Raw genomic sequence first — 18,505 nt, 5'->3', positions numbered from 1 at the left:
TTATTCATGATGATAAACATTGTGTTTTTTACCGTTAAATTTGATTATTTTTTACGGATTTTCTCTATTTCATCTGCGACAAATTGAACTTGCGTTCCAACAATGACTTGAATGCTTGTTGGTCCCACAATATTGATACCAGGAACACCAGTAGCCTTAATCTTATTTTGGTCAACAGCATTCATATCTTTTACCTCAATCCGCAAACGAGTAATACAGTTGTCAACAGAGGTAACATTGGCATCTCCGCCAAGGCCAGCATAAATTTGTGCTGCCAAGTTTGCAAATTTTCCACTTTTATCCATACTTACATTTGCAGCTTCTCCATCCGTATCTGCCTCATCATCTTCTCGACCAGGGGTCATTAAGTTAAATTTCGTAATTAAGAAACGGAATACGAAGTAGTAAATAACCGCAAATACTAAACCTTGAACGATTAGCATATAAGGCATATTCGCTAAAGGAAGTCTTGAACTCAAGAAGAAGTCAATAAAACCAGCGCTAAAACCGAATCCTGCTGTCCAGTGGAAAAAAGCAGCAACTGCTAAAGAGATACCTGTTAAAACAGCATGAACAACATAAAGCATAGGAGCTACGAACATGAAAGAAAATTCAATTGGTTCAGTTACCCCAGTTAAGAACGCTGCAAAACCAGCTGCAAGCATTAAGGATGCCACTTGTTTTTTATTCTTATCCTTTGCCGTATGATACATAGCAAGACAAGCTGCTGGTAAACCAAACATCATAACTGGGAAGAAGCCAGCTTGATACATACCAGTGGTTCCTTTAACCCCTTTACCTGACCAGAAATTACCAATATCATTGATGCCAGCTACGTCAAACCAGAATACTGAGTTTAATGCGTGGTGCAATCCAGTTGGAATTAATAGTCGGTTGAAGAAACCATACAAACCTGCACCTGCAGCACCTAATTTACTGATGCCTTCCCCAAAAGATACTAATCCAGTATAAAGCACTGGCCATAAGAAATAAAGAATGGCAGATACTACGATCATAGAGACAGCTGACATAATTGGAACAAGACGTTTTCCACTAAAAAAAGCAAATGCATCCGGTAATTGAACATGGCTAAATCGATTGTACATCGAAGCTGCCACTAAACCGGAAAGCATCCCTACAAAGGCATTACCGATTTTCCCAAATGCAGGGTCAACCTTTGTTGGATCAATTCCTTGAAACATCGCAACTGTAGCAGTTGATAGCAAAGTTGTAATAACTAAATAGGCAACTAATCCGCTTAGTGCAGAGGATCCATCTTTATCTTTTGCCATTCCTAACGCTACACCAACAGCAAAGAGAATTGGAATATTATCTATTAATGAGCCACCAGCTTTGGTTAAGAAAGCAGCAAGTGGATTTCCAGCCCCCAAACCTGTGTCAATCCAATAACCAATACCGAGCAGGATAGCTGCTGCTGGTAATACTGCTACCGGAAGCATCAAAGAACGGCCTAATCTTTGGAAATACTTTTTCATGGTAATTCCTCCCATTAAAAAATGTAAAAATTCAAACATGCATATTCAGTTCATAACGAAGGAACGATTGCTTTTGACTAAGAAGTTTTCGTGTTAGGAAGTAAGCCATCTTAAAACAGATATGAAATATAAGACCAGTGAACCAAAAAGACACTATACATCCTTTAACTTTCCTAAAAGCTAATTCCACGAACAGACAAACCGGATTATCCTTTTTCATCTTTTAATTCAATTGCATCCCCCCTTTCAATTATTTATTTGATAGATTATCAATTATTCTAAATAACAACCTCCATGGAATTACCAAGCACTGTTACTTACCGGAAGCTGTCAAAATTACTGTCTTACCCACTAAACCTCTCTTTTCATCCGTCGCAACATATTTTTTACCACTATCCACGCTATTCGTGATGACGATTGGGGTAATGATGCTTTTGGCATGCGTTTGAATATATTCCAAATCCACTTCCATCAAAAGCTGCCCTACTGTTACCCTTTCTCCCTCTTGAACCTTTACATGAAAGCCTTCTCCTTTTAAATTCACCGTCTCTAAACCAATATGAATTAGAATTTCAGAGCCGTCATTTGCAAGAATGCCAACTGCATGCTTTGTAATTGCGACCTGAATAATTTTCCCTTCTACTGGCGCAAAAATTTGCCCATTTTTTGGAATCATCGCAATTCCTTTCCCCATCATTTTTTGACTAAATACAGGATCTGGAACCTCTTCGAGTGGAATTATTTCTCCCTCGAATGGTGCATATACCTCTAATTTTGGTTTTTTAAAGATGTGAAAAACCATTTTTATCACTCCTAAATTATTGCTATGGTTAAATTCTAAACCCAAATAAACATCATGGACCTACTTTCTATTATTTGAATTATTTGTTAAATTTCTTCATATTATTTGTAAGTTTTAAAAAAAGTTTTACTCAGAAAAGTGAAGGAGGTTTATAAGAAAATAATCAAAAAAGGCATGGGGGTATAATGAAAGGCTCTAATAACCTTCAATTTTACCACCATGCCTGATCGTATCAGTTACATGTGATCCATATATCTTTTATAAAATAGCATACCATCAAACTTTTGAATTGACAATATGAAAGCGGTAACAATTTTAATAAAATTAGGAAAATTCTTCAACTTGCTACTTTGCCCATCGTTTTAAAATCTTGCTATTTCAAAATATAAATTATTTCAAAATAACAATATTTCCTGTAGTTTTTTCTTTAACACAGTTATTCCTTTAATCTAAAACACTCTAAATGAAACAACTGAAATTCAAGGATTATTTATTCGTGGCTCTCATGCCATTACGGTTACCTAAACAGAAATTCAAGTCGATGTTGTTGTATAAGCTGCCATTAACCTTTTAGCTCAATTATTATTAAAGATTGGTCTTTTAAGCATATTCACAGCATAATTATGCTCACTAATTCTTCGAATCCTGTAAGAAAAGCAAAAGTCAGGTCAACAACCTGACTTTTACTCAATAATTCCCTTTTCCTTTAAATTTTCAAGTGCAGCATTTTCATTCTCTTCTTTTACTTGATATTCAAGTGTTCCTTCGATTATTTTAGCGCAGCGTCCACCAAATGGTTTTAGGGCCTCTTTAATCATTTTAATATCAACAGCTGAATCTTTAATCGGATAACTTACTTTCATCTACATTCACCTCCCTCATTTTAACTATAAAAAATTAACAGGAATCCTGCAGTGATAATCGTTACACACTGAACGAAAATTTTATTCCTATATATTTCCCTTTAACCTCATTCTCATCTCGCTTCGTTCTAAAAGACACTTTACACGATTTTTAACATTCCTATATAATTAAATAAATTTAAATATTGCGAAAATAATATAAAGAAGAAGATTTCATGAATGGTTCAGCAGAATCATATACTGAAATGACATTTAAATGATTAATAGCTAGATTTTTTGTATGAGGAGGATGCTTGCATGAAATTTGATGTGATTGTAGTTGGGGCTGGACTTGCAGGATTGGTGGCAACAACAGAACTTGCAGCAGCGAGGAAAAAGGTGTTATTGCTTGATCAAGAGCCTGAGTCATCCCTTGGTGGACAAGCTTGGTGGTCTTTTGGGGGATTATTTCTCGTTGATTCTCCTGAACAAAGGCGGCTTGGAATTAAAGATTCACGTGATCTAGCATGGCAGGATTGGCTTGGAACTGCTGGCTTTGATCGTGAAGAAGATGAGGATTATTGGGGATTAAAATGGGCTGAAGCTTATATTGATTTTGCTGCTGGGGAGAAAAGAAAGTGGCTAGCTAAACAAGGCATCCGCTTTTTCCCAATTGTCGGATGGGCGGAGAGAGGTGGGTATCTTGCTGATGGACATGGAAATTCCGTTCCACGATTTCATATTGTTTGGGGAACAGGTCCCGGTTTAGTTAGGCCATTTGAGAGTAAAGTCCAAAAAGCGAGATCGCACGGCTTAGTAGATTATCGCCCACGTCATCGTGTGGATGAATTAATAACGGAAAATAGAGCCGTTGTCGGGGTTAGAGGGGCTACGCTTGTTCCTAGCTCTGCAGCACGTGGTGAAGCAAGTACACGTGAGGTTAGTGGAGAATTTGAATTTTACTCTCATGCCGTATTGGTTACAAGCGGTGGAATTGGTGGAAATCATGAATTAATTCGACAGAATTGGCCCGAAAGGCTCGGGAGGCCCCCAAGAAATATGATTTCTGGTGTTCCTGCCCATGTTGATGGCAGAATGCTTGCGATTACAGAAAGAGCAGGAGGAAGAATTGTCAATCGTGATCGCATGTGGCACTACACGGAAGGAATTAAAAACTGGGACCCAATCTGGCCCATGCATGGAATTCGTATTCTTCCCGGACCTACCTCCCTTTGGATAGACGCAAAAGGTAAGCGCTTTCCAACACCTAATTTCCCTGGATTTGATACATTGGGTACTCTTAAAGCCATTCAAGATACAGGGTATGAATACTCTTGGTTTATTTTAACGCAAAAAGTCATTGAAAAAGAATTTGCCCTTTCCGGCAGTGAACAAAACCCTGATATTACAGGAAAAAGCATCAAAAAGGTCCTATCCCGGATCTTACCAGGGCCACCTGGACCCGTTAAAGCCTTTATGGAAAAGGGCGAAGATTTCGTCATTGCTTCAAACCTCTCTGAGCTTGTTGCTGGTATGAATAAATTAACGGGTGAAAATTTATTGGATGCAAAAGAAATGGAACAACTACTCATAGCTAGAGATAGAGAAATAGAAAATACATTTACAAAAGACCTTCAAATTACGGCTTTGCGTGGGGCACGAAACTATATTGGCGATAAACTCATAAGAGTAGCAAAACCCCATAAATTCCTTGATCCCCATAATGGTCCATTAATCGCTGTTCGTTTAAATATTGTTAGTCGAAAAACGCTCGGTGGACTGCAAACGGATTTATCTTGTCACGTACTGGATTCATCTAGAAATCCCATTCCAGGTCTTTTTGCAGCTGGTGAAGTTTCAGGTTTTGGAGGAGGAGGAGTTCATGGCTATCGTTCGCTAGAAGGTACCTTCTTAGGTGGTTGTATCTTCACAGGAAGACAAGCAGGACGTGCACTTATAAAAGAATTATGAATTCCTATTTAATTCAATTCATATTTTTTATTGAGCTTGGGCCATCACGAATCATTCATGATGGCTCCTACCTAATCCTTATAAGGCTTTATTTTTCATTGAATCTTGATAAATTGTGGTTTGATTTCTGCCATTCGCCTTTGATGCATAAAGAGCTGCATCGGCTTTTTCAATAACCGCCTTTGGATGGAAATCTTCTCGCTGACGCGTAGATATTCCTAATGAAATAGTAATCGCATTACCTGTTGGGCTCGGTGTTTCCGCTACACTCAGGCGTAGCCGTTCAGCAATCTGAAAGGCTTGCTTTTCATTCATCTCTCTTATTAATATTCCAAATTCCTCGCCACCATAGCGAAAACATAAATCCTCATCTCTTGAGACATCTTTCATCATCACCGCCAAGTATTTTAATACTTCATCTCCAACTAAATGACCATACTGATCATTTACCTTTTTAAAATGATCAATATCAAGAAAAATAATGGAGAAATTAATCCCCTGTTCATTCCAGTCCTCTAACACTACATCAAACGTTTTTCGATTAGCTATTCCTGTCAATCCATCTAGTTGAATTTGACTGTTGAGAATTTCCATATGGTTTTTAAATTGATGGTAAAGCTGTCTTACCTCATAAATATTTGAATCCGTATGAAGTGCCTGTAGCGAAACCATTTTTTTTTGATTAATTGCATCCTCTGAATATTTTGCTAACGTATTAAGCGGTCTTGAAAGATTATTAGCAAGAAATCCTGCAACAAGTAAGATAATTAATAAAAGTGGGAGTAGTTGAGCTGTCATTTTCTTTAGCAAATCCTGTAAAGGAACCTTTATAACATCCACAGGGGTTTGCGTCACAATCCCCAGTCCCAGCTTTTTTTCAATGGCATAGCCTGAAAAGTACTTTTTCCCATCCGAATAAACAACCTCGGTAGCTCCGCTCTTTCCTTTCATTAATTGTTGAACCACTTTATTATCAGAGACAAGCTCATGAATTCTTTCTGGATTTGGATGAAAGATAATCCGTCCGCTATGATCCACTACATATACATAAGATCCATTCCCATAAACATGATTATTTAATATCCTTTTGAGAATATTCTCACTTTCCAAGTAAATCGTTCCACCAATTATCCCCTTATAGTTCCCCTGCTCATCAAAAATAGGAGTCGAAATTAGGATAATCAGCTGACCCGATGTAGCCCTGTACGGCTGAGAAATGAATGGTTTTTTGATTTTCAATGCTTTTTTGATAGTGGTGGATCGTATCTTCATTCCGGCCCTTACTTGCTTCCCGTTAAATTGAACAAGCATTGGGCTGATCAATTGAATGACACCATGAGGATCAGTAATAAATATAGAATTGAAATAATCACTATTGGCAAATTTCCAATTATCTAAATCTTTATTAGTAAATTCCTGAAAGCCTGCAATTCGGCCAACTGCATTCAGATTCTGTTCCATATCCTCCAGCAAATCCGTCGTACTTATAGAAAGCTTTTTTGCATATTCATAATTGCTATCCATATACTCCTTAGCAAGTGCTTCTTTAAGCGCACTTCTTGCTGTAAACCAACTAACAAGAATCGTGCTAATGACGGTCAAAATAACCAATAAGCTTATGGCAATTTGGAATTTTATCCCTCTTTTTTCATGCATGATTTGATTACTCTCCTACCCATCCCAAATACTCTAAGCTGATGGAATTATCAATTTTATGTCGAACAATGTCTCCATCGTACAATATCAAACTTTAAAATTCTATATTTTTAACGCAAAATTCTGAAAAAGATTCATCTTCTTCAAAAGTTATTATCAGGAACAAATTTCTTTTTAAAGTAACATAAATATTATTAGGTCATAAAAAGAGAGCATCGTTGAAAGAACGTTGCTCTCGATTGAGATTACTTTTTAAGATGAAAAGGAACAGTTGAAACAATGACATTCCTTTTATATAGAAGATAAGTCCGAATTAAAATACTGGACTGATTATGAAGAACATTGTGCCAGTTCTTTTTAGGAATAAACTGCGGAATCAATACGGTTACACGATAATTAGATTCCCTTGCCTTGTGTTCGACAGTATCAATAAATTTGGTTAAAGGCTGGATGACACTGCGATAATAAGAATGTAAGGTAACTAAACGAATATCAGGCTGCCAATTTTTCCATTTCTCCTCAAATCTTTTCTCATCTTCCCGATCAAAGGAAACATAAACAGCAAAAATTTGATCTACGGATAAGGACTTTGCATAATTCAAGGTATTTTCGACTACATGCGTGATTCCTGCAACCGGAACAATGATGACATTTCCCTCTACAGGAAGTACAGGTTCCTGATTGTAGACTCTAAGCTGTTCCCCAACGGAATCATAATGCTTTTTGATTTTATGAAAAATAAAGACAAGAATGGGTAGAAAAATTAATACCGGCCACACTTGAGCAAATTTAGTTATAAAGAATGTCATCATAACTAAGAAGCTAATAAAGGCACCTACGAAATTAATGGTTAGCTTCAATCCCCATCCTGCAGGTTTTTCTCGTATCCATTTAACCAGCATACCTGTTTGAGACAATGTAAATGGAATAAATACCCCAACAGCATACAAAGGAATCAATTGTTCTGTTTGTCCTTTAAATAGTATAATTAAAAGGATAGAAGTAATTCCAAGAAAAATAATTCCATTCGAATAGCCTAAACGGTCCCCCCTCATTGTGAACATTCTCGCAACGTATTTATCCTTTGCAAGATTGTAGGCAAGCTGCGGGAAAGCTGAGTATCCAGTATTAGCAGCAAGCACCAAAATCATGGCCGTTGTTCCTTGGATAAAGAAATACATGAAATTCCTTCCAAAGGTATTTGCCGCAATTTGAGAAACGACCGTTTCTGTCTCTTTTGGGACAATGCCATAATAATAGGCTAAAAAGACAATGCCCGTAAATAACATCGCTAATAAAAGTCCCATAGCCATCAAGGTTCTCGCTGCATTTCTTGGTCTAGGCTCTTTAAAATTGGGAATCGCATTCGATATCGCCTCAACACCCGTTAAAGCTGAGCTACCTGAAGCAAATGCTCTTAATAATAAAAATAATGAAATGCCCGCGACTGGAGTACCAATTGGTGAATGCAGCTCTGGTGAAACCTGACCAGTTATAATCTTAAATAGCCCTACTCCAATGAGTATAAACAGAGCTAAAACAAACAGATACACTGGATAAGCCAAAATCGAGGCCGACTCTGTAATTCCTCTTAAATTTAATATCGTAATAAACGTAACAAGGACACAAGCTATAAGGACATTATGTTCATGCAAGACGGGAAATGCCGATGTAATGGCATCTGTTCCGGCGGACACACTAACCGCTACCGTAAGAATATAATCTACTAACAAGGACCCGCCTGCGATTAGCCCAGGATTTTTACCTAAATTTTCTTTTGATACGACATATGCCCCTCCGCCATGAGGATAAGCATAAATAATTTGACGATATGACAATATTAATGCGACAAGTAGCACTAATACAGCTACTGCAATTGGAATGGAATACCAAAAGGCAGCTGCACTTATTGTCACCAGTACAATTAAAATTTGTTCTGGCCCATAAGCAACGGATGATAAGGCATCAGAGGAAAGAATGGCTAAAGCTTTCGTTTTGCTAAGCTTCTGCTCACCTAATTCCTCTGATTTCAATGGCCGACCTATTAAAAATCTTTTTAAGCTTGAAAACATCATTGCACCCCGAAACTTTTTAATATTAATATTCCCTTCTTGCCCTATGCAATTCTAGACCAATAAGGTGGATATCAATAAAAAGATTTGTTCAACAAAAAAAGCCCACAAGGCGCAGTAAATAGCCTGTGGACAATGTGTATGTTGTCACGCAGCTTCACCTTCCTCTATAAACGCTTACGGAGTTAGCTGTCGGATTCGGACTGAAAGAGTAGCCCTACCTAATAATTAGGATTCACCCCAAGTGTACTGAAATACACAAATTTGGATCCCCCGTTCCAACGGATTAAGCGACATGAATATGAAACTGAAGATTATCATACTCCTATGTGTTAGAGTTGTAAATACTTCCGATGAAAAATTTTTATGTTTATTTATCGGCAATTTGTACATAATACCCTTTTAAAAATTTTTATAGGAGAATCATATGACTAAAAAGAAGAAGCCCTTATTTTCAGAAAAATCTTTAAATGAAATTGCAAACGAAATCAGCTTCGAATTCGGGAAAAAAGAAACAGATACGGATGACAAAAAAAGTAGCAAAAAAAACAAATGGGATAAACCAACAAATTAAAAAATTTTTTCCATCTAACTATGTATTTTGTCCACTTCATTGGTATATTTCCCTTACTCCGCAAATATGATGAACTATCATAGTAAGTGGAGGGAGTATGATTGAAACCAAATGAAGATTTGCTCATTACGGAAGATATGCTCATTCAATATTATGAATTGAGTAAAAAGAAAAAAGAGATTGAATTTGAATTAAATCAATTAAAGGAATTTTTCCATCATTACTTTGATCATTTGATAGGTCCCAATCAAAAAGGAGAGCTTTCTGTCAACGCTTACAAGCTGCAAAGACAAATCCGTAAGACAGAAAAATATAATGACGAGTTAACGATTAAAAAATTAGAAGAACTGCAAATGAATGATTTAATACAGGTTGTCAAGAAACCAGATGATGTCAAAATCAAATCTGCTTTAAACCTTGGGCTCATTAACCAAGGCGATCTTGAGGGCTGTATTAGTACAATAACTTCTCCTGCCATAACAGTGAAAATGTTAAAATGAGCTTCATTATTGGATTGAAACGCCAGTCTTTTTAATCGGACTGGCATACTTTTTCTTCATAAAACAAAAGTACAGAAATACTCCCTTCAGAATTTTCCCCTTGCATTTTCCTCTAAGATAACCTTTTATCAACCAATTGATTTTCACTTTATTTTTATTTCTCCTTAAACTGAAATTTATTTATTGACATCTCAATAGTGTTAACCTATAATTTATCTTGAATTAAGTTATCTTGAAATTGAGATATTAGTAGAAAATAAAAACAAAGTGGAGGAGATTTTATTATGACAAAAACAAAATGGGCAGTAGATCCAGCACATAGCAGCGTGGACTTTTCAATTAAGCATATGATGATTGCCAATGTAAAGGGGACTTTTCACCAATTTGATGCTGCCATTGATGCAGATCCAACTGATTTAACATCAGCCAACATTGAATTTACGGTTGATCTTGCAAGCGTTGATACGCGCAATGAGGATCGTGACAATCATCTACGTTCTGGGGATTTCTTTGATGTAGAAAATAATCCTAAATTAACCTTTACAGCAACTAGTATTACAAGAAAAGATGACGATGAATATGCCGTTACAGGTAACTTAAACCTTCATGGAGTAACAAAGCAAGAAACCTTTACGGTAACCTTCGAAGGCCAGGGAAAAGACCCATGGGGCAATGAAAAGGTTGGTTTCAGTGCCGTTGGAGCCATCAAACGCAGTGATTATGGTCTTACATGGAATGCAGCCCTTGAAACTGGCGGAGTACTTGTTGGCGATAAAGTAAAAATCGATCTGCAAATTCAAGCTGCTAAAGCTGAATAATAAATAGATGGCTGATTCCTTTTTGACTAGATTGGAAATCAGCCTTTGATTAATTTATTTAGCTATTTTTCTATAACTCTTATCCTTGAAAAAATAAATAATAATTTAAAAGTGCAAAAGGGAACGAAGCTTAAGCTTTTCGTTCCCTTTTATTTTCACCCTATTTTCCTGCTGGGACTGCTACTTGATTTGTCTTCTCTTTCCTTTTCATCATGAGGCTAATCAATAAAATAATAAACAATAAACCAAGTTGTGGTAAAAATGTTTCGAGCGTCGGATAAAGTCCAATTATCTCAATAAACGGAAAAGGATATAAACTGTGGGTCGATACCACATTGGCAATCTGTAAAGCATGTATACTTATTCCTAGTATTTTGAAGGTAAGGCAATAAATTAAAATAGTTGCAGTTAAGAAGAATAACCGAATCGGCATTCTCACACTATAACGAATAATGAAAAACCCAATAATCACTAAAATTACGGATGCAAGGGAAATCCCCAGAAATAAAGAGCTGATGCTAATTTTCGCTGCCATTCCTGCATAAAAAATAATCGTTTCCGCCCCTTCTCTAAAAATGGATAAGAAACTGATGAAAGCAAAGGAAAACAAGCTTCCTTTTGCAATCGCCTGCCCGATTTGCTTATTGATATAGTTGTTCCAGTTCTTAACATTGGACTTATTATGGAGCCACGCCCCCATGGTGAGCATCATCACAACAGCAATCACACCTGTTATCCCTTCAATATACTCCCTGCTTGAAGCGGCAGATAGCTGAGAAAACAGAAGATTGATAAAAATGGCTAATATGGCACTTGCCACTAAGCCCAATCCAACTCCCATCCATATCCATTTTTGCTGATGACTGTGACCCGTCTTCTTTAAAAAGGATATCAGGGTCGCTACAACAAGCAATGCTTCCAATCCTTCGCGTAAAAGAATGAGGGCAGCATCCCAGATTGTATAATTGCCCTGTTCCAATAATGGGGTCAGCCTTGAATTCAATTCCTTCACGATCTCTGTAGCCTTTTGAATGTCACCATTTTGAGAATTAATAAGACTGATAGCAGTTGGCACCTTTGTTTCTATATCACTATAAAGTTTGCTATCCTTCGTTTGAACATCGCCTTCCACGATTGGCCAAATCATTAATAGCTTATTTAAATAGTCGCCTGCTTGACCAAGTTCCTTTTTCCCCATCGCCATTTGACTCTTATTCAATAAATCAGATATATCACGAAGAGAATGCTTTTCATTCACTTTTTGAGCGGATTTTCCAGATAAGAATTCATTGATTGCCGTGTCAAGCTTTTCCACATTGCTTAAAGCCTTTGTTTGATCAGCTGGCTCTTCAGTAATGGCAATACGAATAAACGCCATATATGTTTCAATTTCTCCATAGGAAGCAACGCTTTCTGTCCGTACTATTTTTTCTGCTGATGTCCACTTGCTATTAAACCGGCGATACAAAGTAATCGCCTTATCATAATTTTCTTTTTCAATCGTACTCTTCAAATCTTTTAAATTAGGTAAAAGTAATTTCACCTTTTCTTTTTCCTTTTCCTTATCAACTGGGTTTTGCTCCTGATCATATTGAACAAAAGCAGTTGATAGAGAGGATAACGCCTGATTCACAGCTTTAACATCCTTATCAGCTAAAGAGCTTTTGGCTGAATCTAATCGTTTGTCAACAAAAGTCGCTGACTTTCCTGTTTTTTTAATGGAAGTCCACTCTTTTTCAAAAAGAGTAAGGTTCTGTTCCACTGTCCTCCAGTCACTCTCTTTCGCCTTCATCAAGCTATCCCCAATATAGAAAAATAACTCATCATGGTTCTCCTCTGCGTTGACCTTTGCAGCATATATCATGGAACCATTCAATAACATGAAAAGAATTAAAACAAAAACAAACCATTTTCGTTTTAAAGGATTCAATTTCATCTCCCCTTTTCCAAGCAAAAAACTATTAAGCAAATAAGGCTTCTCCAATATACCCATTCGATTTTGCTCCTGGTAGGCAAGCAAAAATGGCACTGCCGCGATGTACGGTATATTCATTCAATTTATCATTTTTAGCAAGCCGCTCTTGAATCGGAATAAATTGCTTGCTTGGGGATCTTTGAAAGGCTATAAATAAAAGTCCAGCATCAAAACTGCCGGTTGTTAAATCCAGCCCATCAGCATAGGAGTAGCCTCTTCGCAGTATCATTTCTTTACCATTGCCATGAGCAAGCCGAACATGAGCTGTTTCAGGAATATAATGATTTCCTTGTTTGTCCTTTTTCTGTAAATCAACGGGATCAAATTCTTTGTCCTGTCCAAGTGAAGCTCCGCTATCTCGATAGCGGCCAAAGGTAGCTTCTTGATCCTGTAGTGTTGAACGATCCCAAACCTCAATATGCATTTGAATTCTTCTAATGACCATATAACTTCCGTTAACTAGCCAGTCGGGGCCATCTCCCTGTTGAATCCAAATATGCTGATCCAATTCCTTTTGATTGTTCAAATTCGGATTGATGGTTCCATCTTTAAATCCGAAAAGATTTCTGGGTGTTGAGTTTTGGGGATCTGCCTGCTTGGAACGCTGAAATCCTGTCTGTGTCCAACGAATAATGGCCTTTCCCCGCGCAATTCTCACTAAATTTCTGACGGCATGAAAAGCAATCTGTGCATCATCTGCACAGGCTTGGATACATAAATCGCCGCCGGTCCATTCTTCCTTTAAAGCATCAAGTGGGAACTTCGGTAAATCCACCAATTCTTTTGGTTGCTTTCCCTTTAAACCGAAACGATCCTTCCCTTCTTTCATAAATAAGCTTGGTCCTACACCAAAGGTAATCGTTAAGTTAGAAGGGATTAATCCAGCTGCTTCTCCTGTATCTTTAGGAGGTAATAACCCATTTGTCGATAGCTCGCCAACTGGTTTTCCTTTCGTCATAAACGCTGAAGCTTTCGTCCAATCCTGAAATAATTGAACTAACTCACTCCTTTGCTTTGTTGTGATATCCATGGCAACACAATTGATATGATCTTGTGCTGGCGTTATAATTCCTGACTGGTACTTTCCATAGAATGGAACAATTCCCGTATTTTTTATCTTAGATGTATGATTCTCTGCAGCTGAAAGAATACCGCCCATTCCTGATGCACCAAGAATAACACCCACTCCACCAACTCCAGCCATTTTTAACATATCTCTTCTGGAATATGTTTTATAGGTCATCGATTGTTCTGAATGGTTATCGAACTCCGTTTTCAATTATGATTCCTCCACTACAATTCCAATTTGAGAAAGTGGTTCTGCTAAAGCATCAATTGCCTGACTTAATTGTTTCACTTCATCCTTTGTTAAATCTGTATAAAGCTTATATCCATCGCCTTGCTTTTGTTTATCCAATAATTGAAAGACTTTATCAAACTGTGCTTGGACTTCAGCTGATAATTGCTCGTCCTTTTCCTTCAACGCTGGTTTTAATAATTGATAGATTTTTTCTGCTCCTTGGACATTTGCCACAAAATCATATAAATCCGTATGAGAATATCGATCCTCTTCTCCTGTTACCTTTGATGTAGATACTTCATTTAAAAGATCAACTGCGCCAGTAATTAATAAATCTGGTGTAACTTCAACTGTTTCCACTTTTGCTCGAAGTAAAGTTGCATCCTTCATTAATTGCTCAGCATACTTAACAGAGCCTTTCGTTGTTTTATCCACCCACAATTCCTGTTCAATTCGGTGATATCCTGTCCATTCCTTTTCTGGAACATCCCCTTCACGGGCGTCAATCTTTGGATCCAAATCTCCAAATACTTCAGCAATCGGTTCCGAACGTTCATAATGCATACGGGCTGGAGCATACAATTTTTTTGCTAAATCAAGATTCCCATCTTTAATGGCATTGGTAAAATTCTCAGTTTCCTTCACGAATTCATCTACTTCAGATAAAGCGTATTCACGATAATCGTTACTTACTTCATCTAAGTGAATCGCTTCTTTTTTTGCAGATGCTTGATCATTGCCACTATCTGTTGAAGATTTTTCACTCGTATCCGAGCACCCAAATAATAGAATACTAGAACTAATCGTAAGTATTGCTGTGGCTAAAACTTTTTTCATATGTAATCCCCCGCCAACATCTTATTGATAATAATTTTCAATTACCATCATATCGCTAATGATAATCATTTTCAATGATTATTTTGAAAAAAATTTTAAAAATTCAAATATTAACAAACAATCTGCTTCATTACACAAAAAAAACTTCTCAATCCAATCGAGAAGCAAAAGGCTTTTTTATTGACTTCGAATCCCATATAAAATAAAGCCTACCCCCAGTAATACCCAAAACATTTTAAGAAAGGAAATTTTATCAGCGATGCCAAATAAACCTATGGTTGTGGTTGCAATTAGAATCATTGGACCAACAAGGGCTAATGAACTATTCACGATTAGTGCTTTTTCAACTGTATTGAATTTAAGCATGATGATGGCAGCCAATATTTCGATACTCCCCGAAAGGATTCTTAGTGAAGCCATCCCTAAAACAGCTTTTTCAAATAATGCAAACATAACACTCCCCCAGAACCGTTATTTCTACAACAGTATATGCAGGAAATCCGCATTGAAGGACAAGTTTAGAAAATAATCTTATAATCAAAAATGGCCTACCCTCATCCACATAGGGTAAGCCTACATATAAAAGTATCTATGAAATAAACTCATCATCCTTATAATTGCCTATCACGTTTTTGAGTAATGTCCCTTCATATTGAATCGCTTTCCCCACAAATTCAGTAATAAATTTTTCATAATGATGATAATCATTATTATAGAGGTATTGGAGTGCTTCAAGCATCGAATGCTTTAAATCCGCAATAATCAAAAACATATCACTATGATTAAATTCAAATCCCATTGATGCTTCAAATTGGTTTATTCCGGCTAATGCCTCACAAAGCGCTTTGACACAATTATCATGATCATCCTGGAGATAATAATTCAGTGATTTAATGGTCTTTGCCCTGGCATCCGTGATTTGCGAAACATTCATTAAACAGATTTCTTCCCTCATATCGAGATACCTCCTCCCTTTTATTAACTATTATTGGAGGGAATTAAGGAATTCATACATTTGAAGAAAAAAACCTTCAAATTTCATACCCTTCTTTTCGCTTTAGCATTTTCTGAAATTAATTTATTCATAGCTTAGTTAGTTCCACTTCTTATTCATCACTATATGACAAAAGTTTCAGGAATTAGGTTTATTTCCCCCATTTGCTATATTAAACTTAAATTAACAGAATAAGAGATTACGGGAGAGAAAAAAATGGCAAAGAGACTAACGGCTTTCGGATTAACAATCATGATTCTTCTATGTTTACCTTTCGCTAGTTTTTCACACGCTAATACAAAAGCCTACACCAATTCCAAAAAAGTCGTATACTTAACCTTTGATGATGGTCCCAATCTTGAGTCACAAAAGATTTTGGATATCCTAAAAAAGAAAAATATTAAAGCGACTTTTTTCCTAATTGAACCGCAGATCCGTCACTACCCAAAAACGACCCAACGTATGTTTAGAGAAGGGCACTCTCTTGGATTACATAGCGTAACCCATAATGCAAAGAAATTATATTACGGAAATCCCGCAAACGTGGCAAAAGAAATGGAAAAGACAAGGCTTACCTTGAAGAAAATTACGAAATTGGATAGCCATTTAACAAGGGTCCCTTATGGAAGCAAACCATATATGAAACAATCATTTCGAAATGAATTGGTCAAAAAACATTTTAAAATGTGGGATTGGAATATCGATTCAGAGGATTGGAAGTATGATACCAAAAATCCAGCCAAAATTGTTTCTAATGTGAAATCAGGTTTAAAAGGAAAATCAGGTCCAATTGTCATTCTCTTTCATTGTAAAAAAGGGACTGTCCAAAAATTACCGGAAATGATTGATTATCTTCGAAAAAAGGGATACACATTTAAAGCCTATGATCCAAAGCATCATTTTGAGATGAATTTCTGGAATGATAAGAGATTATGATGCTTTTCTAAAATAAATCCGAGACTGAATGATCCTTAAGAAGGATGATTCAGTTTTTTTTTCACCTTTCTCGTCCATAATGGTAAGGATTTCAATTAGAGGTGAAAAGATGATGTCACACCATTTTTATACAAGCTTTTTACGATTGCCCTTAATTTTCCGAATATTATTTCTTGTGATAATGATTGTTATTTTATTTGGAACAATTATTTCCTTCCTTGAACCGTCTGTATTCCCAACAATATTCGATGGAATTTGGTGGGCGATTATTACCGCTTCCACTGTTGGATATGGCGATTTTGTTCCTCAGACCATGATTGGCAAATTCGCAGGAATGATTTTAATTTTTTTGGGAGCAGGTGTCCTCTCTTCCTATTTTGTTGCCCTGTCCACTACTGCCGTTTCGAAACAGAATGAATATATGGATGGAAAGATGGTCTATAAGGGAAAAGGGCATTTTATTATCGTAGGCTGGAATGAGCGATCCAAGGAACTGATTCATGCATTATTAAAATCTGATTCCCATTCCGTGATATTAATTGACCAAACCTTGGAAACCAATCCCATTCCCCATAAACAAATTCATTTTATTAGAGGATTATCCCATTTAGATGATGTTTTGATAAAGGCGAATATTTTTACAGCAGAAAAAGTCATCCTGACGGCAGATCAAAATAAGGATGAACAGCATGCAGACATGAATACCATCCTCACCTTAATTGCCATTAAAGGTTTGAATCCAGATGTCATCTGTATCGTTGAAATCTTAACCTCTGATTATGTTGCAAATGCCAAAAGAGCCGGTGCCGATGAAATTATTCAATCGAATGTGCTAACAAGCTATGTGATGTCAAACTGCCTATCCTTAGCCGAGGTTGGTCATTCTTCGCTACTGCTCTTACTGAATCAATTACAGGATAGCCAACTGACCCTTTTTTCTAGTCACTCTTATAAAGGACAAACAATTTTAGACATAAGTTCCCAGCTGCTAAAGGAAGGAACCTTATTTATCGGTATCAGAAAGGGGGAAGAAACACTCATTAATCCACCCCACAATTATGTTGTAAATGAAGGCGACCAGTTGCTAGTTGTTGGAAAAAAATCAAGTGCTCTTCATGTATAAAAAAAATACTCAAGTAATTAGTCAAGAATAGATTCAAGCTCAAACACAAGAGCTTTGCCGATATCCACATATTTTTCTGGTACTGCAGCATCTTTCACTTTTGGTTCAGCAAATTGATTAAAGGTTGCAGAAGTATTCCCTGAAGTGGCTTCATCATCGTTTCCATCCTCATATCGATGCGTCAACAAATAAGGTCTAGATAACTGAACTGTACAATTTCGCGAATCCAATTGTCCATCTATCGATTGAAATGGTAACCGGAAAAATTGATAGCCATTTTGATTTTCAATTTTGTAATCAAAATAACCATGATCATAATCCCAATTCCCCCCAATTGAATAACCTAAAGGCTTCAAGAGCTGTTCCAGTTTAAATAAGTCATATTGCTTCCCTTCAATTTTGGAAGGAATCTCAATCATTTATTCTACTCCTTTCTCATCCTTCTCTTAGTTTCTCCGAAAAAAAGAGTGTTAGTCCAAATAATGAACTGCCCCCTGTCAAGTAGACAGTGGAAATAAATAAAGCACACTAAGCGGCTTTAGTCCTGTACTCTAGGGGACTAAGGCCGTTTAGTCGTCCTTGTAAACGATTATGATTATAAAAATGTAT

Annotated in this window: 18 protein-coding genes and 1 riboswitch; of the genes, 6 read left to right on the top strand and 12 right to left on the bottom strand. The window is 36.8% G+C overall.

Annotated features, from left to right (window positions below):
* Positions 1-44 precede the first annotated feature (44 nt).
* From nagE to ACE38V_RS14815, 3 genes are all read right to left on the bottom strand, one after another.
* Positions 45-1,496, bottom strand: coding sequence for an N-acetylglucosamine-specific PTS transporter subunit IIBC (gene nagE, locus ACE38V_RS14825; RefSeq protein ID WP_375842343.1), 1,452 nt, complete (start codon positions 1,494-1,496; stop codon positions 45-47).
* 313 nt (positions 1,497-1,809) lie between these two features.
* Positions 1,810-2,298, bottom strand: a complete 489-nt coding sequence (locus ACE38V_RS14820) for a PTS sugar transporter subunit IIA (protein ID WP_375842341.1) — start codon at positions 2,296-2,298, stop codon at positions 1,810-1,812.
* 683 nt (positions 2,299-2,981) lie between these two features.
* Entirely contained in the window at positions 2,982-3,161 is a 180-nt protein-coding gene (locus tag ACE38V_RS14815) for a hypothetical protein (protein ID WP_375842339.1), read from the bottom strand.
* A gap of 297 nt (positions 3,162-3,458) precedes the next feature.
* Between ACE38V_RS14815 and ACE38V_RS14810 the strand changes: the two genes are divergently transcribed.
* On the top strand, positions 3,459-5,111 hold the full coding sequence (locus ACE38V_RS14810; protein WP_375842337.1) for an FAD-binding dehydrogenase: 1,653 nt from the start codon (positions 3,459-3,461) through the stop codon (positions 5,109-5,111).
* 78 nt (positions 5,112-5,189) lie between these two features.
* Here ACE38V_RS14810 and ACE38V_RS14805 read toward each other — a convergent pair whose 3' ends face one another.
* Both ACE38V_RS14805 and ACE38V_RS14800 read right to left on the bottom strand, forming a co-directional pair.
* Positions 5,190-6,767, bottom strand: a complete 1,578-nt coding sequence (locus ACE38V_RS14805) for a sensor domain-containing diguanylate cyclase (RefSeq protein ID WP_375842335.1) — start codon at positions 6,765-6,767, stop codon at positions 5,190-5,192.
* A gap of 245 nt (positions 6,768-7,012) precedes the next feature.
* Positions 7,013-8,839, bottom strand: coding sequence for an APC family permease (locus ACE38V_RS14800; protein ID WP_375842333.1), 1,827 nt, complete (start codon positions 8,837-8,839; stop codon positions 7,013-7,015).
* A 160-nt stretch (positions 8,840-8,999) separates the two neighbouring features.
* Positions 9,000-9,142: riboswitch (cyclic di-AMP (ydaO/yuaA leader) on the bottom strand.
* Positions 9,143-9,266: 124 nt separating this feature from the next.
* Here ACE38V_RS14800 and ACE38V_RS14795 point away from each other — a divergent pair.
* From ACE38V_RS14795 to ACE38V_RS14785, 3 genes are all read left to right on the top strand, one after another.
* Entirely contained in the window at positions 9,267-9,413 is a 147-nt protein-coding gene (locus ACE38V_RS14795; RefSeq protein WP_375842331.1) for a hypothetical protein, read from the top strand.
* 101 nt (positions 9,414-9,514) lie between these two features.
* On the top strand, positions 9,515-9,913 hold the full coding sequence (locus tag ACE38V_RS14790; protein ID WP_375842330.1) for a hypothetical protein: 399 nt from the start codon (positions 9,515-9,517) through the stop codon (positions 9,911-9,913).
* A gap of 284 nt (positions 9,914-10,197) precedes the next feature.
* A complete protein-coding gene (locus ACE38V_RS14785; RefSeq protein WP_375842328.1) occupies positions 10,198-10,731 on the top strand; it encodes a YceI family protein in 534 nt (177 codons plus the stop codon).
* A 160-nt stretch (positions 10,732-10,891) separates the two neighbouring features.
* On the opposite strand, the gene ACE38V_RS14780 is transcribed toward ACE38V_RS14785, so the two are convergent.
* From ACE38V_RS14780 to ACE38V_RS14760, 5 genes are all read right to left on the bottom strand, one after another.
* Entirely contained in the window at positions 10,892-12,724 is a 1,833-nt protein-coding gene (locus ACE38V_RS14780; protein WP_375842326.1) for an FTR1 family iron permease, read from the bottom strand.
* Positions 12,693-13,949 (bottom strand): iron uptake transporter deferrochelatase/peroxidase subunit, encoded by a 1,257-nt coding sequence (efeB, locus tag ACE38V_RS14775; RefSeq protein ID WP_375842514.1) that lies wholly within the window; start codon positions 13,947-13,949, stop codon positions 12,693-12,695. Before efeB ends, ACE38V_RS14780 begins: the two co-directional genes overlap by 32 nt.
* 36 nt (positions 13,950-13,985) lie before the next feature.
* On the bottom strand, positions 13,986-14,843 hold the full coding sequence (gene efeO / locus ACE38V_RS14770; protein WP_375842324.1) for an iron uptake system protein EfeO: 858 nt from the start codon (positions 14,841-14,843) through the stop codon (positions 13,986-13,988).
* Between the two features lie 177 nt (positions 14,844-15,020).
* Complete coding sequence (locus ACE38V_RS14765) at positions 15,021-15,296, bottom strand: YqhV family protein (RefSeq protein WP_375842323.1); 276 nt, start codon at positions 15,294-15,296, stop codon at positions 15,021-15,023.
* Positions 15,297-15,432: 136 nt separating this feature from the next.
* A complete protein-coding gene (locus ACE38V_RS14760; protein WP_375842322.1) occupies positions 15,433-15,798 on the bottom strand; it encodes a hypothetical protein in 366 nt (121 codons plus the stop codon).
* Positions 15,799-16,053: 255 nt separating this feature from the next.
* Between ACE38V_RS14760 and ACE38V_RS14755 the strand changes: the two genes are divergently transcribed.
* The gene (locus ACE38V_RS14755) at positions 16,054-16,773 is read left to right on the top strand and encodes a polysaccharide deacetylase family protein (RefSeq protein ID WP_375842320.1); all 720 of its coding nucleotides are present in this window, start codon (positions 16,054-16,056) and stop codon (positions 16,771-16,773) included.
* Positions 16,774-16,885: 112 nt separating this feature from the next.
* Positions 16,886-17,896 carry a potassium channel family protein gene (locus tag ACE38V_RS14750; protein ID WP_375842318.1) on the top strand — a complete coding sequence of 337 codons (1,011 nt, stop codon included), beginning with the start codon at positions 16,886-16,888 and terminating at the stop codon, positions 17,894-17,896.
* A 17-nt stretch (positions 17,897-17,913) separates the two neighbouring features.
* On the opposite strand, the gene ACE38V_RS14745 is transcribed toward ACE38V_RS14750, so the two are convergent.
* Positions 17,914-18,315 (bottom strand): YugN-like family protein, encoded by a 402-nt coding sequence (locus tag ACE38V_RS14745; protein WP_375842316.1) that lies wholly within the window; start codon positions 18,313-18,315, stop codon positions 17,914-17,916.
* 109 nt (positions 18,316-18,424) lie between these two features.
* A partial coding sequence (locus ACE38V_RS14740) for an IS3 family transposase (protein WP_375842512.1) occupies positions 18,425-18,505 on the bottom strand: 81 nt, incomplete at its 5' end.

It is taken from the genome of Cytobacillus sp. Hz8, from assembly GCF_042263505.1.
Lineage (GTDB): Bacteria > Bacillota > Bacilli > Bacillales > Cytobacillaceae > Bacillus_BE.
This window is presented reverse-complemented; position numbering and strand designations above follow the sequence as displayed.